26 protein-coding genes and 1 tRNA gene are annotated in these 25,624 nt (G+C 49.0%); 12 read left to right on the top strand and 15 right to left on the bottom strand.

Annotated elements, in window-relative coordinates:
• Window positions 1-3: 3 nt before the first annotated feature.
• The gene (gene murC / locus NC980_RS02345) at window positions 4-1,485 is read right to left on the bottom strand and encodes a UDP-N-acetylmuramate--L-alanine ligase (RefSeq protein WP_190378858.1); all 1,482 of its coding nucleotides are present in this window, start codon (window positions 1,483-1,485) and stop codon (window positions 4-6) included.
• 640 nt (window positions 1,486-2,125) lie between these two features.
• Here murC and NC980_RS02340 point away from each other — a divergent pair.
• Entirely contained in the window at window positions 2,126-3,139 is a 1,014-nt protein-coding gene (locus NC980_RS02340; protein WP_190378857.1) for a type I glyceraldehyde-3-phosphate dehydrogenase, read from the top strand.
• A gap of 124 nt (window positions 3,140-3,263) precedes the next feature.
• Here the strand turns inward: NC980_RS02340 and thiL are convergent, their stop codons facing one another.
• Together thiL and NC980_RS02330 are read right to left on the bottom strand one after the other, a co-directional pair.
• The gene (gene thiL, locus NC980_RS02335) at window positions 3,264-4,226 is read right to left on the bottom strand and encodes a thiamine-phosphate kinase (protein ID WP_190378856.1); all 963 of its coding nucleotides are present in this window, start codon (window positions 4,224-4,226) and stop codon (window positions 3,264-3,266) included.
• A 170-nt stretch (window positions 4,227-4,396) separates the two neighbouring features.
• Window positions 4,397-5,488, bottom strand: coding sequence for a peptidylprolyl isomerase (locus NC980_RS02330; RefSeq protein WP_190378855.1), 1,092 nt, complete (start codon window positions 5,486-5,488; stop codon window positions 4,397-4,399).
• Window positions 5,489-5,608: 120 nt separating this feature from the next.
• Here NC980_RS02330 and efp point away from each other — a divergent pair, with 120 nt between their 5' ends.
• On the top strand, window positions 5,609-6,172 hold the full coding sequence (gene efp, locus NC980_RS02325) for an elongation factor P (RefSeq protein ID WP_190378854.1): 564 nt from the start codon (window positions 5,609-5,611) through the stop codon (window positions 6,170-6,172).
• A gap of 72 nt (window positions 6,173-6,244) precedes the next feature.
• On the top strand, window positions 6,245-6,718 hold the full coding sequence (gene accB, locus NC980_RS02320; RefSeq protein WP_190378853.1) for an acetyl-CoA carboxylase biotin carboxyl carrier protein: 474 nt from the start codon (window positions 6,245-6,247) through the stop codon (window positions 6,716-6,718).
• On the opposite strand, the gene NC980_RS02315 is transcribed toward accB, so the two are convergent.
• Both NC980_RS02315 and NC980_RS02310 read right to left on the bottom strand, forming a co-directional pair.
• Window positions 6,705-8,111, bottom strand: coding sequence for a hemolysin family protein (locus NC980_RS02315; RefSeq protein WP_190378852.1), 1,407 nt, complete (start codon window positions 8,109-8,111; stop codon window positions 6,705-6,707). The two genes, accB and NC980_RS02315, sit on opposite strands and share 14 nt — an antisense overlap.
• Before the next feature lie 37 nt (window positions 8,112-8,148).
• Window positions 8,149-8,814, bottom strand: coding sequence for a hypothetical protein (locus NC980_RS02310; RefSeq protein WP_190378851.1), 666 nt, complete (start codon window positions 8,812-8,814; stop codon window positions 8,149-8,151).
• A gap of 121 nt (window positions 8,815-8,935) precedes the next feature.
• Between NC980_RS02310 and NC980_RS02305 the strand changes: the two genes are divergently transcribed.
• Window positions 8,936-9,008 (top strand) — tRNA-Ile (locus tag NC980_RS02305).
• Between the two features lie 51 nt (window positions 9,009-9,059).
• Here the strand turns inward: NC980_RS02305 and NC980_RS02300 are convergent.
• Complete coding sequence (locus tag NC980_RS02300; protein ID WP_190378850.1) at window positions 9,060-9,554, bottom strand: hypothetical protein; 495 nt, start codon at window positions 9,552-9,554, stop codon at window positions 9,060-9,062.
• A 142-nt stretch (window positions 9,555-9,696) separates the two neighbouring features.
• Here NC980_RS02300 and pyrE point away from each other — a divergent pair, with 142 nt between their 5' ends.
• Window positions 9,697-10,314 carry an orotate phosphoribosyltransferase gene (pyrE, locus tag NC980_RS02295; protein WP_190378849.1) on the top strand — a complete coding sequence of 206 codons (618 nt, stop codon included), beginning with the start codon at window positions 9,697-9,699 and terminating at the stop codon, window positions 10,312-10,314.
• 11 nt (window positions 10,315-10,325) lie between these two features.
• Here pyrE and NC980_RS02290 read toward each other — a convergent pair whose 3' ends face one another.
• Window positions 10,326-11,258, bottom strand: a complete 933-nt coding sequence (locus NC980_RS02290; RefSeq protein ID WP_190378848.1) for an outer membrane beta-barrel protein — start codon at window positions 11,256-11,258, stop codon at window positions 10,326-10,328.
• 35 nt (window positions 11,259-11,293) lie between these two features.
• Complete coding sequence (locus tag NC980_RS02285; RefSeq protein WP_190378847.1) at window positions 11,294-12,328, bottom strand: hypothetical protein; 1,035 nt, start codon at window positions 12,326-12,328, stop codon at window positions 11,294-11,296.
• 226 nt (window positions 12,329-12,554) lie between these two features.
• Here NC980_RS02285 and NC980_RS02280 point away from each other — a divergent pair, with 226 nt between their 5' ends.
• Both NC980_RS02280 and NC980_RS02275 read left to right on the top strand, forming a co-directional pair.
• Window positions 12,555-12,755 (top strand): cation transporter, encoded by a 201-nt coding sequence (locus NC980_RS02280; RefSeq protein ID WP_190378846.1) that lies wholly within the window; start codon window positions 12,555-12,557, stop codon window positions 12,753-12,755.
• 72 nt (window positions 12,756-12,827) lie between these two features.
• Window positions 12,828-13,370: a pyridoxamine 5'-phosphate oxidase family protein gene (locus NC980_RS02275; protein WP_190378845.1), complete on the top strand. Its 543-nt coding sequence runs from the start codon at window positions 12,828-12,830 to the stop codon at window positions 13,368-13,370.
• A gap of 78 nt (window positions 13,371-13,448) precedes the next feature.
• On the opposite strand, the gene NC980_RS02270 is transcribed toward NC980_RS02275, so the two are convergent.
• Window positions 13,449-14,042, bottom strand: coding sequence for a hypothetical protein (locus NC980_RS02270; protein WP_190378844.1), 594 nt, complete (start codon window positions 14,040-14,042; stop codon window positions 13,449-13,451).
• Between the two features lie 113 nt (window positions 14,043-14,155).
• Between NC980_RS02270 and zds the strand changes: the two genes are divergently transcribed.
• Together zds and NC980_RS02260 are read left to right on the top strand one after the other, a co-directional pair.
• Window positions 14,156-15,625 (top strand): 9,9'-di-cis-zeta-carotene desaturase, encoded by a 1,470-nt coding sequence (zds, locus tag NC980_RS02265; RefSeq protein WP_190378843.1) that lies wholly within the window; start codon window positions 14,156-14,158, stop codon window positions 15,623-15,625.
• A 302-nt stretch (window positions 15,626-15,927) separates the two neighbouring features.
• Window positions 15,928-16,176, top strand: a complete 249-nt coding sequence (locus NC980_RS02260; RefSeq protein WP_190378842.1) for an RNA-binding protein — start codon at window positions 15,928-15,930, stop codon at window positions 16,174-16,176.
• A gap of 126 nt (window positions 16,177-16,302) precedes the next feature.
• On the opposite strand, the gene NC980_RS02255 is transcribed toward NC980_RS02260, so the two are convergent.
• The 3 genes from NC980_RS02255 to NC980_RS02245 form a co-directional block, all read right to left on the bottom strand.
• Complete coding sequence (locus NC980_RS02255) at window positions 16,303-16,572, bottom strand: GlsB/YeaQ/YmgE family stress response membrane protein (protein ID WP_190378841.1); 270 nt, start codon at window positions 16,570-16,572, stop codon at window positions 16,303-16,305.
• Window positions 16,573-16,729: 157 nt separating this feature from the next.
• Entirely contained in the window at window positions 16,730-17,812 is a 1,083-nt protein-coding gene (waaF, locus tag NC980_RS02250; protein WP_190378840.1) for a lipopolysaccharide heptosyltransferase II, read from the bottom strand.
• Window positions 17,793-18,779 carry a PfkB family carbohydrate kinase gene (locus NC980_RS02245; protein WP_190378839.1) on the bottom strand — a complete coding sequence of 329 codons (987 nt, stop codon included), beginning with the start codon at window positions 18,777-18,779 and terminating at the stop codon, window positions 17,793-17,795. Before NC980_RS02245 ends, waaF begins: the two co-directional genes overlap by 20 nt.
• Before the next feature lie 346 nt (window positions 18,780-19,125).
• Between NC980_RS02245 and NC980_RS02240 the strand changes: the two genes are divergently transcribed.
• Window positions 19,126-20,076: a GDSL-type esterase/lipase family protein gene (locus tag NC980_RS02240; protein ID WP_190378838.1), complete on the top strand. Its 951-nt coding sequence runs from the start codon at window positions 19,126-19,128 to the stop codon at window positions 20,074-20,076.
• Window positions 20,077-20,167: 91 nt separating this feature from the next.
• Here the strand turns inward: NC980_RS02240 and psb27 are convergent, their stop codons facing one another.
• Entirely contained in the window at window positions 20,168-20,566 is a 399-nt protein-coding gene (gene psb27, locus NC980_RS02235) for a photosystem II protein Psb27 (RefSeq protein ID WP_190378837.1), read from the bottom strand.
• Window positions 20,567-20,814: 248 nt separating this feature from the next.
• Here psb27 and NC980_RS02230 point away from each other — a divergent pair, with 248 nt between their 5' ends.
• Window positions 20,815-21,561 (top strand): tetratricopeptide repeat protein, encoded by a 747-nt coding sequence (locus NC980_RS02230; protein ID WP_190378836.1) that lies wholly within the window; start codon window positions 20,815-20,817, stop codon window positions 21,559-21,561.
• Between the two features lie 164 nt (window positions 21,562-21,725).
• Window positions 21,726-22,829: a saccharopine dehydrogenase NADP-binding domain-containing protein gene (locus tag NC980_RS02225; RefSeq protein WP_190378835.1), complete on the top strand. Its 1,104-nt coding sequence runs from the start codon at window positions 21,726-21,728 to the stop codon at window positions 22,827-22,829.
• Here NC980_RS02225 and NC980_RS02220 read toward each other — a convergent pair.
• Together NC980_RS02220 and recN are read right to left on the bottom strand one after the other, a co-directional pair.
• On the bottom strand, window positions 22,818-23,633 hold the full coding sequence (locus tag NC980_RS02220) for a TlyA family RNA methyltransferase (protein WP_190378834.1): 816 nt from the start codon (window positions 23,631-23,633) through the stop codon (window positions 22,818-22,820). The two genes, NC980_RS02225 and NC980_RS02220, sit on opposite strands and share 12 nt — an antisense overlap.
• Before the next feature lie 78 nt (window positions 23,634-23,711).
• Window positions 23,712-25,550: a DNA repair protein RecN gene (gene recN, locus NC980_RS02215; RefSeq protein ID WP_190378833.1), complete on the bottom strand. Its 1,839-nt coding sequence runs from the start codon at window positions 25,548-25,550 to the stop codon at window positions 23,712-23,714.
• Between the last annotated feature and the right edge of the window lie 74 nt (window positions 25,551-25,624).

Below are 25,624 nucleotides of genomic sequence, written 5' to 3'. Positions count from 1 at the left end.
CTTCTAGGAAGCAGCTTTCTCAACGCCCTGTTGGTAAGCCATCACATCGGGGATAATCTGATTCAAATTTCCAGCCCCCAGAAAGATCGCAAGATCGCCCGGAGTCAGAAGTTTGGCTAGAAAATCGCCCATCGCAGCAAGGGATGGTTGGTAGTGCACACTGGAATGATGAGTTGCAACCAGATTGGCGAGCGTCTGACCGCTAACTTCCCCGGTATTCGCTTCTCCAGCGCTGTAGATGTCACTGAGAACAACCACATCAGCATCCCCAAACGATTCCGCAAACTCTGCTAGAAAAGTTTGAGTGCGGCTGTAGCGGTGCGGTTGAAAAATCGCTACAACGCGCCGACGCGGATGAATTTTCCCGGCTTGCAGGCGTGCGGCTGCCAAAGTCACCCGGAGTTCGCTCGGATGGTGAGCGTAATCATCGATAAATAGTACGTCGTTATAATCACCCCGATGCTCAAACCGACGACGCGCTCCTTCAAACGGTGCGATCGCTGCTGCAATTGTCTGAAACTCCAGCCCCAATAACCGACCCACCGCGATCGCGGCGAGTGCATTACTCAAATTATGCTGTCCGAGAATTTGGAGTTTAATCTGTCCTAAGACTTGTCCTCGCTCCCACACTCGCGCGGTTGTGCCATCTCCGCGATATTGGACCTGATCGACGGTGTAATCTGCATTTGTGGCCGGATCAAGACTGTAGCTAATGGTGGGTGTGATGCGATCTCGTACCGTTTCACAATCAATTGATCCGATCGTCACTTTGCAGCGATTCGCAAAGGTTTGGAACGTTTCGACGACTTGATCAAGGGTGCTGTAGTGGTCGGGATGGTCTAGTTCGGCGTTAGTGATGATTCCGATGTAAGGCGCAAATTTTACGAGCGATCCATCGGATTCGTCGGCTTCTGCAACCAAGTATTCGCCATGTCCGATGCGGGCGTTGCCTTCCCAAGCTTTCACCTCACCACCGACAATCACGGTAGGGTCAAGATTTGCTCCGTGAAGCATGTAGCTAATCAGGCTGCTCGTTGTGGTTTTGCCGTGAGTCCCGGCGACTGCGATGCTGCGATATTCCTGAATCAATGCAGCGAGAATATCCGATCGATGAAAGATGGGACAGCCTAACGCTAATGCGGCTCGGTATTCAGGATTGGCGGGATTGATTGCGGTGGAGCAAACCACTTGCGGCAGTTCGGTTTTGCTCTGAGGCGGAACCAGCGTGGCAACGTTAGCCCCGATTGCGACAGGGTGCGGCACTGTCGTCCGCGATCGCAAACGATCAAAATTTGAGGCATCTTGCCCGATAAAAATCTGTGCGCCTGATGTTTGCAATCGCTCGGTAATATGGCTCGATCGCAGATCGGAACCTGATACAGGTAACTTACGGTCTAACAAGACATAAGCTAGGGCCGACATTCCAATTCCACCGATACCGATAAAATGAAATGGTCTGCCGCTGAAGTCAACGGAACTCAGCATTTTTCTCCTTACACACCACACCAATGTCACGCGCTATCATATCAAGGATCTCTTTCTACCGATACGGTAATTTGAAACAATTTGATAGCTAGTTTGCCTTCCTAGAATGCCGCTTCAGCGCAATTCAAAACAATTTAGTCTAGCTAAGAATTATTCTGATTGCAAAGTTGTCACTCTAGATGGACTGTAATCAATTCTCTTCACTTAAATTCGGGCTGATTCCTGAAAAATTAAAATCTTTTATGCGCTGAAGAGCGCCGAATCAACCCTGCTTCTAAGTTCTGCTGACTCAAATTTGTTTTAGATCAAATCTTCTTTCAAAGGACTTGTAAGAGTGCCTCGATCGAATTCCAATTTATTGCCAAAATCACCCCCAAGGTGCAGTCTTATTCGTCAGAGTGCTACAGATTTTGCCACAACTATTTTGAAATAGCATCTATTTTTTAGCTTGCCCGTCGTCGTCCTGAAGATTAATGATTCGGTTGACCTTCTTTGGCTCTATCTTGAGGAGTAGAGGCTGCGATCGGATGACTTTGCTATGCCTTGCTGATCCCAATTCATTTGTCGATGAGAAGTCGGCTGCCTTTTACGGTATGATGTGACTCATCAATAGGTATTTATATTCAGAGGGCAAGACGCAGTGGTTAGAGTAGCGATCAACGGCTTTGGACGTATTGGACGCAACTTTTTGCGATGCTGGGCAGGGCGGCAGACGACGGGACTGGATTTGGTTGCGATTAACGATACGTCTGATCCCAGAACGAACGCGCATTTGATCAAGTATGACTCGATGCTGGGTAAATTCTCCGGCGAAGTGAGCGCGGACGAGAATACGATCACGGTGAACGGTAAGACGATTAAATGCACCTCCGATCGCAATCCCGAAAACCTACCCTGGGGGGCCTGGGACATTGATCTGATCATCGAATCAACGGGTGTGTTCATCTCGAAAGAGGGCGCAACCAAGCATCTCAATGCAGGTGCAAAAAAGGTTCTGATCACTGCACCTGGCAAGAATGAAGATGGGACGTTTGTCGTGGGAGTGAACCACGAAGATTACGACCATCACAAGCACCACATCATCAGTAACGCAAGCTGTACGACGAACTGCTTGGCTCCGATCGCGAAAGTGATCCACGAAAACTTTGGCATTATCAAAGGTACGATGACGACGACCCACAGCTACACTGGGGATCAGCGGATTCTTGATGCGAGCCACCGGGATTTGCGTCGGGCACGGGCAGCGGCGATTAACATTGTGCCGACTTCGACCGGTGCGGCGAAAGCGGTTGCCCTAGTACTTCCTGAACTAGCTGGAAAGCTGAACGGAATTGCATTGCGCGTTCCGACTCCGAACGTTTCGGTTGTGGATCTTGTGGTGAACGTGGAGAAAAGCACGATCGCCGATCAAGTGAATGCAGTGCTGAAAGAGGCTTCAGAAACTTCGCTCAAAGGAATTCTGAAATATTGCGATCTGCCGTTGGTGTCGAGCGATCACGCGGGAACCGATGAATCATCGATTATCGATGCGGCTTTGACGATGGTGATGGGCGGCGACATGGTGAAAGTCGTAGCTTGGTATGACAACGAGTGGGGCTATTCTCAGCGGGTGGTTGACCTGGCTGAAGTTGTTGCCCAGAAGTGGGAAAAATAAGAGAGTTCTTTTTGATGAAATTCCCGGTCGCACACTGGTGCGACCGGGAATTTTTGTTAGATGGGAGCTTGCCAGAGAAAACGCAGCGAATTTCAGTCGCTTATGCCTACAGTAACGCAGGTTCTCAGCCGCTAAAATGCTGAAATCCCTGTTCTAAGCTCAAAGGCCGATCGTCAAACCCACCCGAAGAATCAATTAATTGAACTGCCAAATCAGAAGTAATTTCACCGACGATCGCTGATCCTTTCACTTGCTTCACCCACTGTTGCGCCTGCTCGAACGGTAAAGATAAAACAAGCTCGAAATCCTCACCGCCGTAGAGTGCCCACTCGCTCGCTTGTTGGGGTGAAACCCATTGCTTTAAGGCAGGATCGATCGGAATCAACGCACGGTCGAGCTTTGCCCCAACTCCGCTCATCCGGCAAATTTGTAGCACTGCGTCTGCGAGTCCATCGCTGCTATCCATGCCAGAAACACGACCCGAAAACTGGGGCAGATCAAATCGCGGAATCGGATATTGATGAGCGCGAATCAGAGAAGCTCGTTCTGGAGCGTGATCAGAGTTCAACAACATTTCTAAACCTGCGCGAGATGAGCCATGAACTCCGGTGACGAAAATGGCATCACCCGGTTGAGCGGTTGATCGCTGAATCACACGATCTAGATCAACTTGTCCAAACGCAGTAATTGCCAACGTAACTACAGGCGATCGACATAAATCTCCGCCGACGATCGTTCCACCAAACTGATTCAAACAATCCGACATTCCTTGATAAAGCCGTTCGACCCATTCTACGGGCGTTGTTTTCGGTAGACCTAAACCGACTGTGATACCAAGCGGTAAGGCTCCCATTGCAGCGAGATCCGAAAGATTTGCAGCGATCGCTCTCCAACCTGCGGATTCTGGCGGTGTGGTTCGGTCACTAAAATGCACACCATCGACGAGAACATCAGAAGTAATCACCAGTGATTTTCCCGGTTCTGTGGGCAAAACAGCAGCATCGTCTCCAACAATCGCACTCGGACAGAATGCCTGAACTCGCTTTAATAACCCTTGTTCGCCGATATCTTGAACGGTCAGAGACATAAATTTAAGAGGTGACGAATGCTAGGATTAGGCATACTTCAACGGCTTGGAACGTATGGCTACGCTGATTGCTACTGAAGTCACTCTCGTCCATAGGAATCCTAAAGCAAATTACGGCATCATCTTGAAGGCAGCGCTACTAAGTTTTGAAGTTAGTAGCGCTGCTTCTTTTAAGCATCTTTTGGCTCGACCAGGTTTTCTAAGCCATCTACAACTTTCATCGACTCGATCGTATCTCCCGCTTTCAGTTGTCCCAAAACATCTGCTCCGTCTGTCACAAAGCCGAAAATCGAATATCGACCGTCGAGCAAGTTTGCACCTGCTGGAGTTAATTCTGGCTCAAACAAGAAGAAAAAGAACTGAGACGATCCACCATTGGGATCAAAGTCAGGACGTGCCAACGCTAAAGCACCATACGCTGAGAACGGTAACACTGGTGGATCAAGGTAGCGTCCTGCATCTTCTAAAGTAATGCCGTAGGTCGGAACCTTATCGCCTTTCACTAAGACTTCGAGTGGAACTGCCCGATATTGGTTTGTTTTCGGGTCAACAAATCCCACTTCCTTTCCGGGTGGATCACCGACTTGCAGCACGTAAGATTCTTCAGCGCGAGTAAAGGGTAAGCCGTTATAAAAACCTCGCTGTACCAGATCGACAAAGTTTCCAGCCGTCACGGGTGCACTATAACCATCCACCGCGATCGTTAAATCACCTTTCGAGGTTTTGGCTGCGATCGTGGCTCGTCCTTTCAGTTGCGGCAGATTGTTGTACTCTTGCGGCACTTCATACGGAAAGCCAGTCACCATCGCCGATTCAATATCGCCCACTTTATCGAGCAATTCCGCCCGCTTCTCTAATGTTTTTGACTTATCTTTCGCAGCAGCAACTTCCGTCAGTTCCGCGATTCCGGCTTTTAGCTGCTCGATTAATTGCTCGGCTTCGGGCTTGCGATCGTCTACCACACTTGCCAAAATTTTATCTTTTTTCAGTGACAAAATCCGATCTGCTCGATTCAAATCTGAAGTAACCGCCCCCCAGCGACGATTTGCTCGCAGTTGAGTCGAGATATCTTCGAGGCTCGATTGCACTTGGCGAATTTCGTCATTGTTGATCGGCAACGCATAGCGCAGTAATGCTTTCGGATCTTTGATCGCATTCCCTTGAGGAAGCGCGTAAACAGGCGCAGCAACCCCGATCAAGAGCGCGATCGTACAAATCAGTGCGCCAACAGAGCGTTTGAAGGAAACATTACAAAAAGACATACAGCTTAAAACCTAGAGATCAGTCAGCCCGCTTTGATTGTCCCATGTTGGGGAGCGATAAAAAGCGATCGGTGAGCGGTAAAATGAAGTGCCGAACGTTCTCCCCATTTATTTAAAGTCATGATTTCCAGTAACGATTTTCGCCCCGGTGTCAGTATTGAGCTTGATGGCTCAGTGTGGCGCGTGGTGGAGTTTTTGCACGTTAAGCCGGGTAAAGGGTCTGCATTTGTTCGCACCAAGCTGAAGAATGCTCAAAACGGCAACGTGGTTGAACGCACCTTCCGGGCAGGGGAAACGGTTCCCCAAGCTACGCTCGAAAAAAGCACGATGCAGCACACCTACAAAGAAGGTGATGAGTATGTGTTTATGGACATGGAGACCTACGATGAAGGTCGTCTCAGCGCGGCGCAAATTGGCGATCGCGTCAAATACCTCAAAGAAGGCATGGAAGTGAACGTCGTGCGCTGGAATGAGCAAGTTCTCGAAGTAGAACTTCCCAACTCTGTCGTTCTCGAAGTGACGCAAACCGATCCGGGCGTGAAAGGCGATACCGCAACGGGTGGCACAAAACCCGCGATCGTCGAAACAGGCGCACAAGTGATGGTTCCCTTGTTTATCACCATCGGGGAAAAGATCAAAATCGATACCCGAAATGATACTTATTTGGGAAGAGAGAAAGAATAATGAGTCAGAGATCAGAGAATCTCTCTTCGCTTTTTCTGATCTCGACCCCGATTTTTGAGGAGTACCAATACTGTGCCACTGGATCTCACTGAACTGCGTGAATTATTAACGACGTTAAATCAAACAGATATTTCGGAATTAACGTTAAAAGCAGATGATTTTGAATTGACGGTACGGCGCGGGTCGCGAGTCGAAGCGCCTGCGATCGCGCCTGTTCCAGGTGTAATGCCTCAACCTGTAGTTGCACCGCCGCCTGAACCTGTAAAACCGGAAGCACCCAGCGCTGCACCCATCAGCGATCGCAAGCTCGTTGATGTGGTTTCGCCGATCGTTGGCACGTTCTACCGCGCTCCTTCTCCGGATGAGCCGCCTTTTGCTGATATTGGGACTCGCATCCAAAAAGGGCAGGTTGTTTGCATCATCGAAGCGATGAAAGTGATGAATGAAATCGAAGCCGAAGTCGCGGGCGAGGTTGTCGAAGTGCTAGTGCAGAACGGGCAACCCGTAGAATATGGGCAGCCTTTGATGCGGGTTAATCCGGCTTAGAGAATTCATCGAGCATGGCGGGTGTTTCGATCCGATGCACCCGAATTTCGTGTAGGCGTGGCCCTTCTGCGGAGACAACGGTTAGCTCATAGTTGGCATATTGCAGCGTTTCGCCCTTGTGTGGGATTTTCTGCCACTGATAAAACAGAAAGCCTCCCAGCGTTTGGTACTCATCCATCATGGGCAAACCGAGGTGCAGTCGATCGTTGATTTCTTCGACATCGACTTGCGCTTGGATTAAGAAGGTATTCTCATCGACGATCTGAATCTCTTGATCTTCATCGCTTCCGGATTCAGGCGGATCACCAATAATTTGAGTGACTAAATCCTGAATCGTGACTAATCCTGCTGTGCCTCCGAACTCATCGACGACTAGCACCATATGTTGTCGATCGCGCTGCATCAAGCTGAGCAACTCTCCTAAAGTCGTGTACTCTGGCACGAATCGCGCCGGCTGAATCCAGGGTTTAATCGGACTTTCTAGATCCAATGTTCCTTGTACCAACGGTTCTGCAAATTCCTTCAGATGCACAAACCCGCAAATGTCATCCAGCGATTCTCCGGTAATGGGAAAGCGAGAATGTCCGCTTTCCGCGACTTCGACGAGTAAATCGCGGACTGTCGCATCGATCGGTAACGTGATCATGCTAGGACGACGTACCATTACCGATTCGGCTGAAACTTCCGCAAACTCAAAGACATTACTCAGCAGTTCACGTTCTTCTTGCTCCAGTCCGCTCGATTCGGTTGAAGTTGCGATGATGAGCTGCAACTCTTCGGGTGTGACCTGGTTGTACCAACCCTGTCCGGTGTACTGAATGCCGATCAAGCGCAATAGTAATCGAGTGGATTGATTTAATGCCCAGACGAATGGATTGAAAAATCGAGCGATCGCTAAACTAAACGGACCTAAAAATCTGGCAATTTCTTCTGAATATAAAAGCGCGACGGATTTAGGACAGAGTTCACCTAATACGATCTGTAAATAAGCAATCATCAGAAACGCGATCGCCGTCGAGAGCGAGTGTGAAATCGGCTGAATCCATGCGCTGGGCAATGGCAAGTGATTCAACCACACCGCAACGACCACTGCCATTGTCGATTCCCCGATCCAGCCCAGCGCCAAACTCGACAGCGTAATGCCAAGCTGCGTGGTGGAGAGCAATCGATCAATACTGCGCTGGAGCGATTGCACCGTTCGGGCTTGCACGTCTCCAGCATCGACTAATTGATTAATTCGGGAGCGACGCACCGAGACGATCGAGAATTCCGCAGTCACAAAAAAGGCATTGATCGCAATCAGCAGCAATACTGAAAGAAATCGCAATCCGATATCGGTAAAACTTAAATCCTGGGTCGGAACTGCCAACACGGGTGGAATAGAAGCAGTCATTGAGCGCTTAAGATGAACATTGCCAGAGTAGATCAGTTTAAGGGGATTTGATCGGAATATCTGCCATCTTAAGTTGAAGCTTCTGATCAGGGTAATCGCTCAGTTGCAGCGAAATTTTTTGAGCATCATCAAGCATCGACGTGGAAATGCTAATCGTTCCGGTAAAGCGATCGCTCTTTGACGGCAATTCAGGCGGCAATCCGGCGGTATCCGCCACAATCAAGCGTCCTTTATCATCGGTGACATTGAGAAAACTGTAGAGAAATTTTACGGGTTGATTGCTGTTGTTTTTCAGCGCAACATCGAGCAAGAGAAACTCACCCTGCTTGCGAATGCCTGTGACATCCATCGCGACTCCATTCGTTTGAGTCGTCATCGGTAGTTTAGCGGCAGAATTGGACGCAGGCTTGGCTTCTTCTGAGTTTGATTGAGGAGAAGCATTGGGACTGGGTGAACTAGAACGCCCAGTGCTTGTTCGTCCTTTCACAGTTTTTAGAATGTCTTCTTCTTTAAGCAGCACGATATCTTCGCGCACACTAGAGTTTTGGGCTGTTCCTTTATTCGTTGGGCGTGAATCTGGTTGAGTAATGCCCTTGAGCGCTTCCCGCCCGATCGCAAATCCCAACGCTCCAGTAAATACGCCTGCTCCCGTCATCAGAACGAGCAATAAAAACGTGAGGGCAACGGTAGGATTGATTTTCATGAGCGATCGGGCAATGATTACATCAGCAATTGTATGCTGCAAATTTGAATTTGAGCAGACTTGAGTGTGCGATCGATTTTTTGAACAGACCCGAAAAATCTCAGCTACAATACGGCTAGTTCCAGGGTTGGCCGAGCGGTTTAGGCAGCGAACTCATAATTCGCCTTAGGCGGGTTCAACTCCTGCACCCTGGATTAAAAAGATTTTGGATTTTAGCGTCACCCAAAATCCAAAATCCAAACCCTTTAAAACCGTTGGGGAAGCAGTTGTGTTGGGCGTGGGGGCTGCGCTACCGGAACGGCCTGGACTGAGAATTGCGGATCTAAAGGCTGATCGATCGAGAATTCGCTGCCTGCGATCGGATTGCTGGCAGTCGGTAGCGTCAACACTGAGAGATTAAACGGATTGGGCAGATCAGCCGTCCGAATAATCGGATCGCTTGAAACTTGCTGATTGAGCAAATCCACATAGAGGCGATGAACCCGCTCACCATCGCGAGAAATTTGGTTCTCAGGAAAGCCAAACGGTGTGCCTAGAATGGTTTGCGTGGTTCTGAGGGGATTGCGATCAGAAAACTCGCCCAAGGCACCGTAAAATGCACGATCAACTGCATTCGGGATGACTTCGCGGGGACGGAACACGGAAGATGCAGAATCTTGCGCGTTCGCGGACATGGCAACCATGCTCGAAACTGCGCTAAATCCAATTGCGCGAATCAGGCTCTTGATCCTAACGCCCATAGTCTTTATCCTCAATGATTGGTTAAAGGGTGACAGCGAGACTGGTGTTTCTTCGGTCGAGTCCGTATATTTTGCGATTCGAGTGATGAATTTAACCAAATCTCTAATTTTTGTCACGTAACATTCATTAGTTTGCCCGTATATGACAAATGTAACTAAGTTTGACGCAAAATCATTTCCTTGGGCAACTGCCGCGCTCGATGAGGTGCGCGATCGGCTGTTGGATCTCTTCTGTGCAGGGGCGTATCGCGAGGGTGATTTTCTCTTATCTTCGGGACAGCGCAGCACGTACTACATCAACGGAAAACAGGTAACGCTGCATCCTCAAGGAGCGCTGGCAGTAGGTCGAGTCCTATTATCGCTGCTGGATGCGGAAACGGTGGCGGTGGCGGGATTGACGCTAGGGGCTGATCCGATCGTCACTGCAACCAGCGTTGTCGCAGCGTATGAAGGGCGCACGATCGCGGCGCTGATTGTGCGTAAAGAAGCGAAAGGACATGGCACACAGGCGTATATCGAAGGATTAACGCTGCCGCAGGGAAGTCCGGTTGTGGTGTTAGAAGATGTGGTGACAACCGGACAATCGGCGATGAAAGCAGTTGATCGACTGCGCGATGCGGGCTATCGAGTCGAGGAAGTCATTTCGCTCGTCGATCGTCAACAAGGAGGAGCAGAGTTTTATCAACAGCAGGGCTTGAAGTTTCGAGCGGTTTATACGATCGTTGACTTACAGCAGCGCTGGAAACAATTGCAGGCTTAGAATATGCAGGCTTAGAACAGCGGCAGGTTAAAGCCCAATCCCAGACCAAAGGAAAGGTTATCTAGGTTAATGGCGCTATTCGACGATCGGCCAAATAAGTAGGAGGCTGATCCCGTCAAGAAGACATCGGGGCTGATGTTGTAGGTCATTAACGCGCTGATTTGATGCTCAGTGTCGGATCGATCAACCTGCGTAAAGCTCTTGAACGTGAGTCGATAATCTAATGCACCTTGCACAGTGGGCGTAATGTCGTAGCGCAACCTCGCGCCGATCGTATTGGTAATACGGCTTTGCTCATTTGGATTGGCAAAGCTCGCTCTGAGTTCATAAAACGAATCTAGCCGCAATTGTTCACTGATCTGGTCTTGTCGCCCTACGATCAGTTGAACCGCATTGTCTTGCAGCAATCGCTGTCCGTTTGAATCTCGGTACAGCGTGTCTTGCACCCATCCCAATTGTCCAAAGGTTCCCGGTGCAAGACGCTGCTGAACAGCAACGTTGTAATTGACGAAGTTGTAGTTAGAAGCGCCTTCTGAGGCAAAGCGGGTAATACCGCCGCCCGCCGCCGCAATCAGTCGCGTGTTCTCGCCGAGTTTGGGGGTTGCAAGCAGGTGGGCACTGTTGACGAAGACCGCATCACCAATTCTGAGGGCATCTAAAGCGGTGATGTTAGAGCTTGAGAAAGCAGACGATCGCACCAACAATTGCACATCCGGCTGACGGCGCGGAGGCGGGGGGCGATCAATAATCTGAATTTCACCCAGTTCGGATTTTGTGTCTTCTGGATCAAGCGGATCGAGATTCGACTGTGAGTTGTTTTGTGAGCTGTTTTCGGGAGCGCGATCGATTGGGGAAGAAACCGGGTCGGGAGACACTTGGGCGAGTGCAGGATGAACGGTGCCGATCGCTGCCAGTGCAGAGAAAGCAATCAGAATGTGTCGCATAAAGAATTACCAGGTGAATGCTGAACTTAAGTCAATTACTGCTGCTGAACCCCGAAGATGACTGTTCCTGGCTCAGTTGCGGGTTGGGTTTGTCTCGGTGAAGTTTGTCCCGGTGAAGTTTGTCCGGGTGGCGTGACAGGTTCTGTGTCTACTGGAATATCGATCGGCAAGTCTTGAATCGGTCGCGGAGTGGTGACATCACGGCGATCCTGGAATCTTCTGAGCGGATCATCTGAATCAGTAGTGACGCAATTGGTACTGAGCGTACTTGCTCCGCCCTGTGCATTCAGCGTACAGAGTCCTGCCAACTGACGTGCCTGTAAATTCAAGGCTGCGATCGTTGCTGCTCGGACTAAGTTCAACGTCTGCTGGACTCGCGCAGATTCAGCCGCGATCGTCGCTTCTTGTCCGGGTGCTAAACCGAGTGCAAGGGAACTGGTTTGATAAAACCGTCTGAGATCAAAGGTTTGCACCTGTCCGATTACGCCATTTTGCACTGCAACCGTTTGACCCGCATTGAGGAGAACGGAGTTGCCTTTTGCATCGAGAATCCGAATCGGATTGTTAGTGAGATTGAAAAACTGCGCTTTGTTATTTGTGCCATCCACTACAATTGCCATTGCTAAGCTGCGGGGCGGAAACTGTTCGCTAGTGGGAGGAACATCAACTGCGCTGGGCGGTAGCTCTGCAATGGCTTGTCCTTCGAGCGTTTCGATCCGAGTTGCGACGGTTGTGGGTGGACTCATGATCAGCGCTGTTCCGTTTCGCAACTGAAAACCTCGCATCCCTGGGATAAATCGGAAAATCGCATTCGATCCAATCCGCGCCAGGGAACCTTCGTTAAATAACAGTTCTGCTCTCGATCGAGCCGCCGTCCGAATTGCATCTTGAGGTGCTAACACATCCGCTAATCGAGCAGGACGAGCAGGACGATTATTCTGAAGCAGTTGCGCTCTATTTGTGAGTTTATAAACTTCGCCGCGAGTCAGGAGATCGGATGCTGCTAGGGCTGGACTCATCCAGGCAAAGGCTAAAAGACTCGCTGCAACGATACCGCGATGGATGTTCATAGGGGCGTTTTTGAAAAGGGATACTAATGGCACCGCATGTTTAGCTGCGACCATCATTTATCAATAGGGACGATTGAAAAAAGTTATGCAGTCTGCACCTGTGTTCTCCACTAGAGCGAAGATTTAATCCGGACAACGCAATATTCTGCAACAAAATCTATCTCCAGCGGGGGTCTCGATCGCGCTAATCCCAACACCATTGAAAGTGTTGTATGAGTTGAATGTTATGGCATTAAAACTGCACGTTCCCACTTTGGATAGTCCCGAAGCTGCTGAAGATATCAAAGCAACAATTTTGACGCACGAACCCGACGCGAAGGTCGATATCGATCTAGAGCAAAGGACTGTAACGGTTGAAGCGAAAGCCTCAGAAGAAACCTTCAAGCAAGCGATTACCGCAACCGGGCATGAGATTAGCGGGTACTAAGAAATGTAACGATGAGCGGTTCATAAAACTAAAGAGTGTTAATGTGAACCGCCATGTTTACTGCATTGAACAATGCCAAAGTTTTACCCGGAACTGACAGACGCGCTTCAGCAATTTATCGAAGAACAACACATCTTTTTTACGGCGACAGCTCCGATCGCCGGTCGAGTGAATGTCTCTCCAAAAGGGATTAATTCGTTTCGCGTTCTCGATCGTCAAACCGTTGCCTATCTCGATCTCACCGGAAGCGGCAATGAAACCAGCGCTCATCTGCTAGAAAATGGGCGGATGACGATTATGTTTTGCAGCTTTATCGGAAAGCCCGTCATTTTAAGACTTTACGGAACTGGATCGATCATTTCTCCCAATCATGAAAAGTGGGACATGTTGTATTCCTTGTTTGAGCCGATTCCCGGAGCGCGGCAAATTGTTCGACTAGCGATCGATTCGCTCTCGACTTCTTGCGGTGGCGGAGTTCCGCTTTATGACTTTGTGGGCGATCGCGACGCTTTGATCAATTGGTCGATCAAGAAAGGCAGCAAAGGCTTGGAGCAGTACCGCAAAGATAACAATGAGGTCAGCATTGATGGTTTGCCAACCTACCCGTTGGTTTAGGGCGATCGCATGATTTCTGGTAGAGACGTTTCGCCGAAACGTCTCTATGGTATTGGCATCGAACAGACTTTGATCGAATTACGGCGAGGGAGAAGGCGAAGGTGACGCTGAAGGTGATGGTGAGGCTGAGGGCGACGGGGAAGGCGAAGGCGAGGATTTAACGGTTAACGGAATTCCATTGCTGGACGATCGACCATTGATATCAAGCTGACGCGGATTTGTCTTGGCTTGCACCTGAGCTTCGGATAAATTGCGCTCGTATTCTGTAAGTGATTTGCGAACACGCGGTAACTGTGCCGCAGGCTTGAGAATATCGATCGCCAGCCTCCACCGCTCGATGACCAAATTCCAATCGTCTTTCGACTGTGCCGATCCTGCTAGATTCCGGGCACTCACCGCTTTATCTTCTGCCTGACTCAGCAAAGTATTTAAGTCTTCTTCCGAGAGTTTTTTGCCTGGCTTTGCCACGACAGTACGCGGGACTTTGATCTCAGATTTTGGTGGCAGCCGATCGGCAGTTTTTCCCGAAACAAAGCCTTTTTTCTCATAAGGAGTTGGATCGACAGGGCGAGGCGGGGTGTATTGCACAATGCGAGTTGGCAGAGGGTTACAGCCAATCAGCAACCCTAAAAGCGAAACGATCGACAGTCCTTTGATCAAACCGAAGCTCATACCAAAGCCCATACAGTGGAACAAATTCGACCCAGTTAGAATGCCTCGATTTCAGCTTTTGATTACACAAGAGCGTTAAAATTTCTTAAGAAAGTCGCGAGTGGAATTGCAGAATGCGTGTTGCGATCGTTGGGGCAGGTTTGGCAGGATTAGCCGCCGCCGTGGAATTAGTCGATGCGGGTCACGAAGTCGAAATCTTTGAAGCTCGACCGTTTGTGGGTGGAAAGGTCGGCAGTTGGATTGATGCCGACGGCAATCACATCGAAATGGGCTTGCACGTTTTCTTCAACAACTATGCAAACCTTTTTGCGCTGATGAAAAAGGTGGGCGTTTATGATGAACTCTTGCCCAAAGAGCATGTCCATACGTTTGTAAATCGGGGCGGGGAGTTAGGAAAACTCGATTTTCGCTTTTTGGTCGGTGCGCCGTTTCATGGATTAAAAGCATTTTTTACAACCGGACAGTTAACGATTCAAGACAAATTGCAGAATGCGATTGCGCTGGGGACAAGCCCGATCGTTCCCGGCTTAATCAATTTTGATGTGGCGATGAAAATGATTCGCGCCCTCGATAACGTCAGCTTTGCCGATTGGTTTCGCAGTCACGGCGGATCGCAGAATAGCCTGAAGAAAATGTGGGATCCGATCGCACTTGCGTTGGGATTTATTGACACCGAAAATATCTCTGCTCGCTGTATGTTGACGATCTTTATGATGTTCGCCTCAAAAACGGAAGCATCGCGACTGAATATGCTATCAGGATCGCCTGCGGAATACTTGCATAAACCGATCGTCGAATACCTCGAAGCGAGAGGCACAAAAATCCACACCCGTAGACAAACCCGGCGGATTTTGTTTGAAGGGGAAGGACAGAATACCAAAGTGACTGGATTGGCAATAGCAAACGGTGAAACCGAAGAAATCATTACTGCTGATGTGTATCTTGCCGCTTGTGATGTGCCAGGAATTCAGCGACTCTTGCCGCAAGAATGGCGCAGCATCAAGGAATTCGACAATATTTACAAGTTAGAAGCGGTTCCCGTTGCAACCGTGCAACTGCGGTTTGATGGCTGGGTAACAGAAATGAATGATCCCCAAGCGCGGCATCAAGTCGAGCGATCGGCAGGAATTGACAATCTCCTCTACAGCTCCGATGCAGATTTCTCTTGTTTTGCAGATTTAGCGCTCACCAGCCCGAAAGACTATTACCGCGAGGGACAAGGTTCACTAATGCAGGTGGTTCTCACTCCTGGCGATCCCTTTGTGCCGATGAGCAATGAGGAGATAGCCAAACACGCCCTCAAACAGGTTCATGATCTCTTCCCTTCATCACGGGAATTGAATATGACTTGGTACAACGTGGTAAAACTGGCACAATCGCTTTATCGCGAAGAACCTGGTAAAGACCCGTACCGCCCTTCGCAAAAAACGCCGATCGCAAATTTCTTCTTAGCCGGAAGCTACACGCAGCAAGACTATATCGACAGCATGGAAGGCGCAACAATTTCCGGGAAACAAGCGGCTCAAAAGATTCTTGAACCTACCGGATATAAGGTTCAAGGCGTAGGACTGTTTAAGTATTAAACCTGGGTGCTGCTCAAGATGATGAATTGAGCAGCACCGCTTCAAAAACGTCCAGAAACTCATCCATTGAAAAATTGCTTCAAATAAATTCGATATTTTTATGAAGATGTAGTCAGTAAAACAAACCGAATGGCAAGAAAAGAGCGATGATTAAAGCGGAATTTTAACCATTCGATCCGAATTGCAAAAAGCTTCTGAAGTATTTCCTTTGGAGTCCGGTCGCAAAAACCGTCACTCAGTAGCAATTTGTTGAGTGAGATCGCCGTTAAAATCCAGTTTTGCTCTTTGTTTCGGAAATTCTCATGACCATTTACGTTGGAAATCTTTCTTACAACGCGACCGTAGACGACCTCAAATCTGTGTTCGCTGAATATGGAACGGTAAAGCGCGTTGTCTTACCCACCGATCGAGAAACAGGACGGATGCGAGGCTTTGCGTTCGTTGAGATGCAAGAAGATAGCCAAGAGGACGCTGCAATCAGTGAACTCGATGGAGCGGAGTGGATGGGTCGGGAGCTTCGCGTCAATAAAGCAAAACCGAAAGGAGAATAATTAACCCCAAATTAGTCTGGATCAAGCCTAAAACTAAATAATTTCCATAAATTAAAAGCTTTCTCTGAACTTATGCAGAGAAAGCTTTTGTCATTAGAAAGATTGCGGATGCTCTAGATCGCTGAACTAAGCAGCACGACGAGTCAACAGACCCCACAGGAAGATTGCAACGATCGCGCCCAAGATTGCAATCAAGATACCACCAAAGCTCAAGGAAGCGGCGGTTAGATTCAATGCCCCTGTCGTCAGGAAGGTGAAAAGGCTACCACCGATGAATGCGCCGATAATTCCCAAGATAATTGTGCCAAGAATACCGCCACCTTGATCTCCAGGATAAATTGCCTTTGCGATCGCGCCTGCAATCAAACCTAAAATAATCCAAGCGATAAGATTCATAATCAGTTTCTCCTAAAAGTTTTTAGCTCACAGATACAAAGTATCAAGTGACTTCGTAGTTACCCATCTGTCAGAAGTGATAATCAAAAATGTCTCAGGGAAGAGAGACTTTTTAGAATCAGCTAAACTGCTTGCAAACGTTTAAGTCTGATAACTTTTAAGCCGAAACTTCAAGCATTTGTGTTACTTCTTCGAGCAATTCACAGGTTGCTTTTACCACGGTTTCAGGGGCAACTTGCGCTAAACAGTTGTGGTGTCCTTCTGGACAAATGCTCTTATAGCAATACTTACAAGGCACATCTTGAAACAGCAGTCGATGAGGAACTTGCCACGGCGTGTGTTGTGGATTGGTCAAAGCGTATAAATCAACAACTGGAGTTCCGAGCGCGGCGGCAAGATGCGCGGGTGCAGTGTTATTTGAGATGACGACGGGTGCAAGTTCGATCAGTGCTGCGAACTCACCTAAGCTTAATTGACAAACCAGCGAGTGAGCCGTCGCCTGCATTTTTGCCTGGATTTGAGCCACGCTATCGAGTTCGATCGCAGTCCCTGTAAAAATCACCGCGAAATCATGCTCAAGAATTAACTGATCCGCAACGATCGCGAACTGTTCGATCGAATATCTGCGTGAAGGAGCAGTTGCGCCGGTGTGCATAACAACCCATCGCTTTGGCAGATTGAATGAACTCAGCAGATGAGACACGCGATCGCGCTCTCTGGGGTCTACTCGAAGTGAAAGGTGCTGATTTTCAGCCGTTGCGCCAATTTCAGTAACGAGATCGAGTTGGCGCTGGACTTCGTGACGAATGCCGCGATCGGGTTCTGGATCTTTGATCCAATCGGTGAGCAGTTGGTACGGATTTTCGTGGCAGTGCGCCAGTCGGAGCGGAATTTCTGCCAGGTAGCACAAGAACGCAGAAGGCAAAGGATTTTGGCTATAGACCGTAAAGATAATTGCGCCGTCGAACTGATGTTGTCGAAGCAGGTCGATCATGTCGTATTCTGGGCGCGGCGATTCGCGGGGAGCAGTTGCTTTTAGCCACGGAGAATCGTAAACGATCGTCTGATCAATTTCAGGAATCAGGGGCGCGATCGCGGCTCCCGCAGAAGAAGTCAGCAGCGTTAATCGGCGATCGGGCAGGGCGGTTTTGAGTGCCCGAAATGCGGGAGTGGTCATCAAGACATCGCCGATCGTATCCAGACGAATGCAAAGTAGATTTTTAGCTTGGTTCCAGGACATGACTAAATCTTGATTTGAGCTCTTCTAAGGTACATCGAGCGGTGCCTGGTTTTTGCACGACGATCGCGGCGGCGGCGGCGGCCAGTTCTGCGGCGATCGTGGCGTTGTTGGTGTAAGCCAAGGCGATCGCAAATGCAGCCGTAAAGGTATCTCCAGCGCCGATCGTTTGTGTGGAACAAGCTGGGTTTGCGCGGATTTGATACGGAGCGCGATCGCGCTGTAGCAGAATCACGCCGTCTCGATCGAGCGTTGCCGCTACGATTTTTGCTCCTGTTTTCTCTAGAATTTGCTCTGCGTTATTTTTCACATACTGAACTCTGGAGGAGTTTACGTTCTCAATCTGATTCAGTAAAGCTAATGTTTGCTGATAGTTTGGTTTAACTGCGGTTACGTCTAGAGTTTGATACTTTAGCAAATTCTTAGCATCAACAATCAAGCTCTTAGGACGATACTTCTGAAGTTGATCGATCGTATCAATGATGCGATTCGTCAGAATTCCATAGCCATAATCTGAAATGATTACAGCATCATAATCTTTCCATTGTGTTTTGAGTTCAGTAATGAGCTTATCTTCTAGTTCTGTCGTTAACGACTCGGTACTTCCTTGGTCGAACCGCAGCAATAAACGATCGCCATCCATGACACGCTGTTTTGTGAGCGTCGTGCGATCGCTAGCGCTAACAACTCCTTCAATTCCCTGCAACACTTGCCGAAGTCTGATTCCCTCCCAATCTCCACCAACGACTGAAAGTAGAGTCACCTTTGCTCCTAAGCTTTGCAGATTCATGGCAGTATTGGCGGCTCCTCCAGGCTGGTCGATCACGTGAGACAACGTGATGACTGGAACTGGAGTTTCTTGACATAAGCGCGTAGCACCGCCGTAAAGATAGCGATCGAGCATCGCTTCTCCAATGACAAGGATGCGCGATCGGGAAAACTGCTCCAGCACCGAAAGAAAGTCGCTCATGCTCGAACCCGTAGGGACAAGACTATGAATAGAGCTTCATCTAAGCGAAAATAAACGCTCTTGAGATAGATTTGTCAGACAACGAAATTTCAGGCTCATCCCAAGGTTCAGCCTGATTCTAGGGAGAATACTAACTTGACATTGATCCTTTGCAGATGGAAGGCTCAGAATTTATTTATAAAACTGAGCCAATCAGATAGAGCGCGACAGGCCAAGAGTTCTGATGAAGCGCGATTATTGTAATTGAATAAAAATCTTAGAGAAAAGCCTACCTTACGATTGCGAAACTATCCTGACTGTGTGATATTTGTCACGTTAAGGATAATTAGCGTTTATCCGCTCGTTTATGGCAACCTCTACAGCGTTTGCATTGGCTTTTTTGTCTGCGTTGGCTTCCGCTTCATCTCCACTGATTCTTTCGCGTCTCGAAATGTTCCCGGCTCCAGTTGCGTCACCCGAAATCATTTCAGACAACGTGCCAACGGTACCGAGTGGATTACCATTGGCTCCGATCGCATCCAACTTCGAGCCGGAGTTTTCAACGAAAATTGCAGCCAATTCGAGTCAAGCGCCTCAGTCGGGTGGACAGCTTTATGTCCAGCGTCTAGCCGCCCTGCAAATTGGCAAGCTTTATACCCGATTGCCGAGCGACAGTTTCACGGAAATTTGGCGAGGAGCGGCATTACAGCCTACTTATCAACAATGGCGTAATCTGCTGGCGCAAGAATCCAAAGCTGTGTCTAAGCGGAGAAGCGATCGCGATCTTGCGATTCTACTTGGTGATTCTTTGAGTTTATGGTTTCCTTGCAATCGCTTACAGTCTTCGCGAATCTGGCTAAATCAAGGCATTTCTGGCGATACAACCTGGAATATTTTGGCGAGACTGTCTGATCTAGTAGAGACGCGCCCCTCGGAGATTTACCTCATGGCAGGCGTGAATGATTTAAAGATGGGTGCCACTGATGCAGAGATTGTCTGGAATATTCAGCGAATCATTACAAAGCTGCAAGAGATGCACCCGAATGCCAGAATTATTGTTGAATCGATTTTGCCCACGCGATCGCACCGGATTCCGCACGATCGAATTGCTGGAATCAATGTCCAGTTAAAAGCGATCGCACAACGGGCAAGCGCAAGCTATCTGGATTTGTACTCTGAGTTTGTTGATCAAGATGGACAGATTTTGTCTGAGTACACAACAGATGGAATTCACCTCAGCGCTCAGGGTTATGCAGCTTGGCAATCTGTCTTCCAAGAATCCGGCAGCAAAATTGCAGCGCTTCCAATCTCAAATTAAGGCATCTACGAAATTCTCACGTGCTGAAAAACATGAGAAACCCCAGGCACGAGATTATCTCGTGCCTGGGGTTTCTAGATGAAATCAATATTTAGTTGCCGCGTTTTAGCGAAGCTTCGACTTGGTTGAACTCGATGTTTAAGCGATCGACCATCTTCTGCGGGACAGGACGATTCGGGTAAGAGCTATAGTGCCCAGCAAGGGAATTAAGCGCCGTTCGCATCGTGGTAAAAGAACTCAGCTTGGCTAAAGATGTATCGCGACGATAACGAGCAGCAAAATCGTTGATTAATTTTCGTGCGTCGGCTTGAATTGCCGCTTTGTCCGGTGCATCGGCGGGGAGCGTCATCGCAGTTTTGAGGGTGTTGATCACGGCGAGCGTGTCATCGCGGTAGTTGCCCGTCAGACCGCCCGATGCAGGAGAGCATCCGACAAGCCCGATCGCCACAACGATCACTAGCGCCAGCAGGCGAGACAATAAGCGCTTCATAAGCAGTTCGCGTTAGATGAACAAAAGTAACAATCTACTCATCGTACCGTGATCAGGAGCGATGGGATCAGAATCGGGTAAGCAAGCGGTTTGGATTTTGAGAATTTTAACGATTCCTTAAGATGGCAATGTGCGATCGATTCATCCCTCTGGATCGCACATTGTCATCTTAATAAACGCACTCTTCGTGTCTGAAAAATCTCCAAGAGCAAAATGCTAGAGTGTGAGACAGTTGACTCATCTGCCGTATGTCGAAAAACCTCTTCACGACTTCAGAGCCATCTTCTACACCAATCTCAATTTCTCCGAATTCGCCCGTCGTGGGTTGGGGCATCGTCGCGATCGTGCTGGGAATTGCGATCGCAAGTCAATCCCTTCGTAAAAAACAACCTCAACCCGCACTCGATCCTTATCAGCCCCTCCCTTTCACGCAACCGATGCAATGGCTCGGTTACGGCAAACAACTCGAAAACGCGAAAAATCTCGAAGGCGCGATCGCGGTTTACGAGCAAGGCTTGAAACAATACCCCAACGATTTTCGACTGTGGCACGAACGTGGCTTAGCCCTCGCAAAACATCAGCGCTTTGAAGCAGCCCTTGAAAGTTACGATCGTGCCTTTGCCCTGCGCCCAGATTATCGAGATTTAGCGCATGAACGAGGCGATACGTTACTCCAGCTTGAACGGTACGAAGAAGCGATCGTATCGCTCGATCAATATCTGCGATATGAACCGAATAGCGCCCATGTCTTAGCCGATCGTGGATATGCCCTGCATCAATTAGGACGGTATGAAGAAGCCTTACGATCGCTGAACCAGGCAATCGATCGTGCGTTCAGCGATGCAAATTCACTCAACTATGCGCGGTACTATCAAATCGAATGCCTCCGAAAGTTGGGACAATTCAACGCCGCTCTACAAGCTTGCGAAGCTGCGATAAAGCAGAACCCTCAATTTCAAGCCCAGTACAAAGCAATTCAAGCTGAAATCGCTTAGATGATATTCGTTTATTTCTGATTGCAGCAATTTACGGACTGTTGCACTATTTGGAGAAGCGATCGACTTGGATTTTTGTTTGGTATCGTTTAGGGATGAGAAGCCTTATTTGCTAGGAATCAGCGCTGGGTTTCTCAGAAACTAACGTGAACGAATGATGGCTCATGACAAAGCAAGTTCTCATTCTCGGTGGCACGGGTCGAGTCGGTAGTAAGGTAGCAGCAGATCTGATTGCTCATACCGATGCAGAGATTACGATTGCCGGACGCAATTTACTCACAGGCGCACAGGTCAGTCAGCAACTGGGAGAACGAGTCAAATTTAGCGCGATCGATTTATCTGCGGCTGCGGTGTTAAAGAATGCGATCGCGCAGTCAGACTTAGTAATTCACTGTGCTGGCCCGTTTCACTACCGTAATGCAAGCGTGTTGCAATCTTGTATTGATCAAGGTATTAACTACATTGATGTCAGTGATCATCCTTCGTTCACTCGCAAAGCGCTGGCATTTCGATCGAATGCTGAATCCGCTGACGTTACCGCAATCATTAACACAGGTATTTTCCCAGGTATTTCCAATAGCATGGTGCGACGTGATGTTGAACAGTTAGATCATGCAGAAAAAATTCATTTAAGCTATGTAGTTGCAGGTTCTGGTGGAGCGGGCATTACCGTGATGCGAACTACGTTTCTTGGGTTGCAGCGACCGTTTGAAGCGTGGATCGGCGGAGACTGGCAAATGGTGAAGCCGTATAGCGATCGCGAAGTTGTCGAGTTTCCACAATACGGTAAGGTCGGTGTTTACTGGTTTGATATGCCCGAAGCCTTCACGCTGCCAGATACATTTCCGGTGAAAACGGTGATTACTAAGTTTGCAACGGTGCCCACGTTTTATAACTATCTAACTTGGAGTGTGGCGCGTTGGTGGCATCCAAAATTACTGCAAACGAAAGCAGTGATTGAGTTTTTGTCTCATGTCAGCCACTTTATGACCGATGTCACCGATCGCGTTAGCGGAATTGGGGTAGCGATTCGATCGGAAGTTACCGGAGAAAAAGATGGTCGATCGGTGCGCTGTGTCTCAACCATGACGCATCCCGATACCGCAGTTTCCGCCGGAATTGGAACAGGCACAGTCGCGGAAATGCTGTTATCGGGTGAGCTGAAAAAACCGGGAGTTTGGGCGATCGAGCAAGCACTCCCGACAGAATTGTTCGATCGAGCGATGCAAAACCGGGGAATCGAAATTCATCAGCAATTAATGGAGTAGCGCTTTCTGAGCAGATTGCACCGACTGTTTGATCTGCTCAAAATCTAGTGCTGTCGTTGTGGGTTCCGTTCTAAGCCAGAGCAGAAACTCAATGTTTCCCGCAGGGCCTAACAACGGCGACCAGGTGAGTCCTTGATATTGCCAACCGATTGATCGTGCACTTTCTAACACTTGCGCGATCGCGCCTGTTTGATCTTTGATATCGCGCACTACGCCTTTTTTACCAATGCGATCGCGCCCCACTTCAAACTGAGGCTTTACGAGCAAAATCGCCTCTTTTGGCGGCTGTAAAAGCTCCCAGAGTGCAGGAAGAACTTTAGTCAGAGAAATAAATGAAACATCAACAACCCCCAAATCAGGAATTGGTTGATCATTGGTGTACAACTCTTCCGGCTTCAGATGTCGAATATTCGTCCGTTCCCTCAACACGACACGCGGATCTTGACGCAAACTCCAGGCCACTTGTCCGTAACCTACATCAATTCCATAAACCTGCTTTGCACCCGATTGCAGTAAGCAATCGGTAAAGCCACCCGTTGAGATGCCGCCATCGAGACAGACCCGATCGCTCACTTCAATCTGGAATTCCTGCAAGGCTTTACTGAGTTTTTCACCCCCCCGCGAGACAAACGGTGATTTCGCTCGAATGTTGATCGCGGCATCGATCGCGACTTCAGTTCCAGGCTTATCAATCACTTGTTGATCCACTCGCACTTCGCCTGCCTGAATGAGTCGCTGTGCCTGTTGGCGCGACGAGCAGAGTTCGCGATCGACTAAAAGTGTATCGAGCCGTTGTTTAGGCATTCCAATTAGGCATTCCAATGTAGATCTAGCAGTGTGTTGCTATTATCGCTCGATCCCTGCTGCAAGTGATAAACCGGACTAGCGTTTCCGGGTCGATCGTGCTTTTTTCCTCGCGGCTGCTTCCACAGGTTTGGCAGCGGGTTCAGCCGGACTGACTCCATCTCGCAAACTTACTGCTTGCGCTAACAGCGAGTCCGCAAACGCGATCGCCGCCGCCTCAGTCGTGGTATTTTCAGCCGAGCCGACTTGACCGCTGGCTAACTGTGCCAACTCTTGACGGCGTTGCTCCTGATCGAGTGCGCTCACCCGCACGATCGTTCTAAGCTCTGCGCTGGCTCCGTTCCCATTTTGCGATCCGTTGCTCAGTTCAATCACTTGCTTTGCCACATTGAAATGCTGATCTGCCATAGCTGCCACGATCGGCTGGTGCGTCACGCAGAGAACTTGATGATGCCGACCCAGTTGATACAGCTTTTCTGCGATCGCCTGCGCGACTCGACCGGAAACCCCAACATCGATTTCATCAAAGACCAGCGTTTCTGCCGAATCGACTTGAGAGAAACAAGCTTGCAGCGCGAGTAGAAATCGGCTCATTTCCCCACCGGACGCAATCTCGGTTAACGGCTGCAACGGTTCACCAGGGTTCGGGCTAAATAGATAGCTAATGCGGTCGCTCCCGGCGGCGGTCGGTGCGATCGGTGTAATTCCCACCTGAAATTGCACCTTTTCCATCGCCAGCGGTTTGAGTTCTGCAATCAAGCGTGCTTCTAAACCTTGAGCCGTGGACTGACGCAATTCAGTGAGAAGGGTTGAAGCCTCGACAAGCTCAGTTCTTCGAGTTGCGGTGAGCTTTTCAAGCTCCTCGATCGATTGTCCGGCTCCGGTGAGTTCTTCGAGTTCGGTTTGGAGCGATTGCCGCAGCGCGATCGCATCACTCAAATTAGGACCGTACTTGCGGGAGATTTGTTTTAATTCAACGATGCGTTCTTCGACTTCTTGCAGCCGCTGCGGATCAGTTTCTAAATCGTCGCCATAAGCATTAATTTGCTGTCCTGCTTCTTCGACTTGTGCCAGTGCAGAAGTCACAATCTCTAAGATGGGCTGAATCTGATCGTCATAGCGCACCATGTCGTTCAGCAAGCTTTCTGCCTTACCCAGCAAGTCTGCACAGGCATCTTCTCCATTTTCATTCTGATAAAGGGCTTGATATACCTGATAGCTCTGCTGCTGTAATTCCACACTATGACCGAGCCGCTTGCGTTCCTGCTCTAGTTGATCCAACTCGTCTGGATCGTCGAGGTTTGCTGCATTCAGTTCGCGTAACTGATATTCAAACAGATCAAGCTGCTGTAAGCGCTGCTGCTCTGAATGTTTGCGTTTTTCTAAAGCTTGAGCCGCCTGCTGATAGCTGGAAAATGCCTGACTGACGACTTCGCGCTGCTTTAATAAGGCGATTCCGCCATAACTATCAAGCCAATCTCGCTGAAGTCCGGGTTGCCCCAGTTGAACGGTTTGCCCTTGCGCGGTGATTTCAACCAAACGATCGCGCAACGCTTCCATCTGCTGCTTGTTGACTAGGACTCCGTTAATTCTCGATCGATTGCGTTGCCCACTGCCCAACGCCACAATCTCACGGCTACAAACGGCAATTTCGTCATCGAGTAGATCAATTTGCTCTTGCTCAAACCAGGACTTCAGCAGATCATTCACTCGGAAAGTCGCTTCGATCGTGGCGCGCTCTTCTCCGGTTCGTACCGCCCGACCTGTCACCTTTCCGCCGAGCGCCGCATCGATCGCATCCAAAATAATCGATTTACCCGCACCCGTTTCTCCGGTCAGAACGTGCAGTCCTGCCCCAAACGTTAAGTCGAGGTGATCAATCAGCGCAAAATTTTCGATCCGCAGGGACAATAGCATGAAGACTCACAAAACAACGATTTGCACTTCTAGTTCCATGTTACTGCGTAGCAAAAATCTAAGAGACTAAAAAA

This window comes from Leptolyngbya sp. AS-A5 (genome assembly GCF_039962495.1).
Taxonomy (GTDB): domain Bacteria; phylum Cyanobacteriota; class Cyanobacteriia; order Leptolyngbyales; family Leptolyngbyaceae; genus Leptolyngbya.
This window is presented reverse-complemented; position numbering and strand designations above follow the sequence as displayed.

Coding starts and splice junctions, on each gene's coding strand:
- murC (WP_190378858.1), bottom strand. CDS start 1,485: ATGCTGAGTTCCGTTGACTTCAGCGGCAGACCATTTCATTTTATCGGT.
- thiL (WP_190378856.1), bottom strand. CDS start 4,226: ATGTCTCTGACCGTTCAAGATATCGGCGAACAAGGGTTATTAAAGCGA.
- NC980_RS02330 (WP_190378855.1), bottom strand. CDS start 5,488: ATGTCTTTTTGTAATGTTTCCTTCAAACGCTCTGTTGGCGCACTGATT.
- efp (WP_190378854.1), top strand. CDS start 5,609: ATGATTTCCAGTAACGATTTTCGCCCCGGTGTCAGTATTGAGCTTGAT.
- NC980_RS02315 (WP_190378852.1), bottom strand. CDS start 8,111: ATGACTGCTTCTATTCCACCCGTGTTGGCAGTTCCGACCCAGGATTTA.
- NC980_RS02310 (WP_190378851.1), bottom strand. CDS start 8,814: ATGAAAATCAATCCTACCGTTGCCCTCACGTTTTTATTGCTCGTTCTG.
- NC980_RS02300 (WP_190378850.1), bottom strand. CDS start 9,554: ATGGGCGTTAGGATCAAGAGCCTGATTCGCGCAATTGGATTTAGCGCA.
- pyrE (WP_190378849.1), top strand. CDS start 9,697: ATGACAAATGTAACTAAGTTTGACGCAAAATCATTTCCTTGGGCAACT.
- NC980_RS02290 (WP_190378848.1), bottom strand. CDS start 11,258: ATGCGACACATTCTGATTGCTTTCTCTGCACTGGCAGCGATCGGCACC.
- NC980_RS02285 (WP_190378847.1), bottom strand. CDS start 12,328: ATGAACATCCATCGCGGTATCGTTGCAGCGAGTCTTTTAGCCTTTGCC.
- NC980_RS02280 (WP_190378846.1), top strand. CDS start 12,555: ATGGCATTAAAACTGCACGTTCCCACTTTGGATAGTCCCGAAGCTGCT.
- NC980_RS02275 (WP_190378845.1), top strand. CDS start 12,828: ATGCCAAAGTTTTACCCGGAACTGACAGACGCGCTTCAGCAATTTATC.
- NC980_RS02270 (WP_190378844.1), bottom strand. CDS start 14,042: ATGAGCTTCGGTTTGATCAAAGGACTGTCGATCGTTTCGCTTTTAGGG.
- zds (WP_190378843.1), top strand. CDS start 14,156: ATGCGTGTTGCGATCGTTGGGGCAGGTTTGGCAGGATTAGCCGCCGCC.
- NC980_RS02260 (WP_190378842.1), top strand. CDS start 15,928: ATGACCATTTACGTTGGAAATCTTTCTTACAACGCGACCGTAGACGAC.
- NC980_RS02255 (WP_190378841.1), bottom strand. CDS start 16,572: ATGAATCTTATCGCTTGGATTATTTTAGGTTTGATTGCAGGCGCGATC.
- waaF (WP_190378840.1), bottom strand. CDS start 17,812: ATGTCCTGGAACCAAGCTAAAAATCTACTTTGCATTCGTCTGGATACG.
- NC980_RS02245 (WP_190378839.1), bottom strand. CDS start 18,779: ATGAGCGACTTTCTTTCGGTGCTGGAGCAGTTTTCCCGATCGCGCATC.
- NC980_RS02240 (WP_190378838.1), top strand. CDS start 19,126: ATGGCAACCTCTACAGCGTTTGCATTGGCTTTTTTGTCTGCGTTGGCT.
- psb27 (WP_190378837.1), bottom strand. CDS start 20,566: ATGAAGCGCTTATTGTCTCGCCTGCTGGCGCTAGTGATCGTTGTGGCG.
- NC980_RS02230 (WP_190378836.1), top strand. CDS start 20,815: ATGTCGAAAAACCTCTTCACGACTTCAGAGCCATCTTCTACACCAATC.
- NC980_RS02225 (WP_190378835.1), top strand. CDS start 21,726: ATGACAAAGCAAGTTCTCATTCTCGGTGGCACGGGTCGAGTCGGTAGT.
- NC980_RS02220 (WP_190378834.1), bottom strand. CDS start 23,633: ATGCCTAAACAACGGCTCGATACACTTTTAGTCGATCGCGAACTCTGC.
- recN (WP_190378833.1), bottom strand. CDS start 25,550: ATGCTATTGTCCCTGCGGATCGAAAATTTTGCGCTGATTGATCACCTC.